3 protein-coding genes are annotated in these 2,642 nt (G+C 64.4%); all 3 read right to left on the bottom strand.

All coding sequences use genetic code 11. The features are described 5' to 3' along the window. Nucleotides 1-66 precede the first annotated feature (66 nt). A complete protein-coding gene (locus tag BGN91_RS06230; RefSeq protein WP_292611489.1) occupies nt 67-813 on the bottom strand; it encodes a YebC/PmpR family DNA-binding transcriptional regulator in 747 nt (248 codons plus the stop codon). 147 nt (nt 814-960) lie between these two features. Continuing rightward, a complete protein-coding gene (locus BGN91_RS06225; protein WP_292611487.1) occupies nt 961-1,782 on the bottom strand; it encodes a TIGR00282 family metallophosphoesterase in 822 nt (273 codons plus the stop codon). Between the two features lie 27 nt (nt 1,783-1,809). Then, nucleotides 1,810-2,391: a 5-formyltetrahydrofolate cyclo-ligase gene (locus BGN91_RS06220; protein WP_292611485.1), complete on the bottom strand. Its 582-nt coding sequence runs from the start codon at nt 2,389-2,391 to the stop codon at nt 1,810-1,812. Nucleotides 2,392-2,642 lie beyond the last annotated feature (251 nt).

Raw genomic sequence — 2,642 nt, 5'->3', positions numbered from 1 at the left:
GCGACGCCGTTCTTCGAACGGCTGTGCCCGGCCATGACGATATCAGGCAGTTGCGATCGTAGGACCCTACCCGCCGAGCTTCGCTATCAGCGCGTCGGAGACCTCGAAATTGGCGTAGACGTTCTGGACGTCGTCGTGTTCGTTCAACAGATCGATCAGCCTGAGCAGCTTCTCGCCGGTCGCGTCATCGACGGCCACGGTGTTCTGCGGCTTCCAGATCAAGGCGACCTTGCGCGCCTCGCCGAACCTGCCTTCGAGCGCCCTGGCGACGTCACGGAAGGTTTCCTGCGAGGCGTAGATCTCGTGGCCGCCCTCGCCCGACACCACGTCGTCGGCGCCGGCCTCGATCGCGGCTTCCAGCATGTCGTCGGCGGACGCCTTGTCCGCGTCGTATTCGATCACCCCGAGCCGGTCGAACATGAACGACACCGAGCCGGTTTCGCCGAGGTTGCCGCCGGACTTGGTGAAATAGGAGCGGATGTCGGAAGCCGCGCGGTTGCGGTTATCGGTCAGGACTTCCATGATGACGGCGACGCCTCCCGGACCGTAGCCCTCGTAGCGCAGTTCGTCATAGTTCTCCGCGTCGTTGCCGCTCGCCTTCTTGATCGCGCGCTCGATATTGTCCTTGGGCATGTTTTCCGCCCGCGCCGCGATCACCGCCGCGCGCAGCCGCGGATTCATCGCCGGATCGGGGGTGCCGAGCTTGGCCGCCACCGTGATTTCGCGCGCGAGCTTGCTGAACAGCTTCGACTTCTGGGCATCCTGCCGGCCCTTGCGGTGCATGATGTTCTTGAACTGGGAATGTCCGGCCATCGGCAGGTCTCTCTCGAATCCAGGGCAGATGCCGGCGGCGGCACCGGGCGCCCTCTGCAAAGGTGGAAGCGGCGCGGCGTTATAAGCCGGGACCGGTCGAAATCAAAGACTGGCGCAAAACATCGGTGATCGAAGTTTGATCGCCCCTCACGACCAGAACGAGGGCTCCGCCTGCTCGAGCCGCCCGCCGATCCGCACCGGCGCTATCTTTAGCGCCAGCCCGGTCGCATCGTCGGTCTCGACCGCGACGCCGCTCAAAGTGGCGACGCCGCCGGCCGGCTCGAACCGGCCGCTCGGAATGCCCGTCGTGAAGCGGCGCAGCGGCTCCTCCCTCTGCATCCCGATCACGGAGTCATAATCGCCGGTCATGCCGGCATCGCTCATATAGGCGGTGCCGCCGGAAAGAATCCGGTGATCCGCCGTCGGCACATGGGTGTGCGTGCCGACCACGAGGCTGGCGCGGCCATCGCAGAAGAACCCCATGCTTTGCTTCTCGCTGGTCGCCTCGCCGTGGAAATCCACGACGATCGCGTCCGCCGCCTCGCGCAGCGGACAGGCATCCAGCTCGCGCTCGATGGCGCGGAACGGATCGTTGAGCGGCTCCATGAAGATGCGCGCCATGGCGTTGATGACGAGCGCGCGGCGGCCGTCCCTCGTATCGATCAGCGCGGCCCCGCGGCCCGGCGTATGCCGCGGAAAATTCAGCGGGCGAATGAGCCGCGGCGCGCGCTCGATGAACACCAGCGCCTCTTTCTGATTCCAGGCGTGGTTGCCGAGCGTGACGGCATCGGCGCCCGCGTCGAGAAACTCCTGGTAGATCGCCTCGGTGATGCCGAAGCCACCGGCGGCATTCTCGCCGTTGACGACGACGAGATCGAGCTTCCACCGGGCAATGAGCGCCGGCAGATGTTCGCTGATGGCGGTTCGTCCGGTCTTGCCGACGACGTCGCCGATGAAAAGAATACGCACGGCTTTACTGTTCCGATGTCAACGCAGCTACTTTCCGAAGCTGAAAAGCTTGGCTTCGGTTAGCACATAATCGAGCCGGACGTCGTGGGACAATGCCGGCACTTGCGGAATTTCCTGCACCGCGAAAGCAAGACCCATGGCGGTGACCGGCCCGCCGTTGCGCAATTGCGCAAGCGTGCGGTCATAATAGCCCGCGCCATAGCCGATGCGGTGACCGGCGCGATCGAATGCGGCGAGCGGCACCAGCACGATATCCGGGACGACCTGGGTCACGGTGGCGGGCGGCTCGAAAATTCCGAACGCACCGCGCACCAGCGCCTCGCCCGGATTCCACGCGCGGAAGACGAGCGCGGCGTTGCGCGCTGCAATCGCCGGCATCGCCAGCGCAGCGCCCCGCGCGGCAAGGCTCTGCATCAGCGGCACCGGATCGATCTCGCTCTTGATCGGCGCGTAGCCGGCGACGACGGTCGACGATGTTATTTCGAGCGGCGGCATCCGGGCCGCGAGCGCACGCGCCGCTGCTGCGCGCTGCTCCACGCCCAAGCCATCGCGACGAGCCAGCGCGGCCGTGCGCAATTCGTTTTTGGATGCGTCCGAGTAAAGCGACATGCCGAATGTCTATAGCGTTTCCGAACGAAGCGGGTACCGGTTTCGCGTGAAGACAACGCATCAAACGTACCGTCATTAAACGTACGGTCATCAAACGTACAGTCATCGTCCGCGAAAGCGGATGACGGTACAGTCCAACGCGAGCGACATGAAGACCGGATATCCGTGAATGACGGATGCTCGCAACGCGGACCGGTTTACGCGGTCTGCAATTGCTATCGCGGACATGACAGACGAACAGCGTAAAGGAA

The sequence above is a fragment of the Nitrobacter sp. 62-13 genome (assembly GCF_001896955.1).
GTDB lineage: Bacteria > Pseudomonadota > Alphaproteobacteria > Rhizobiales > Xanthobacteraceae > Nitrobacter.
The sequence above is the reverse complement of the archived record's forward strand: the minus strand, read 5'-3'. Positions and strand labels throughout refer to the sequence as shown.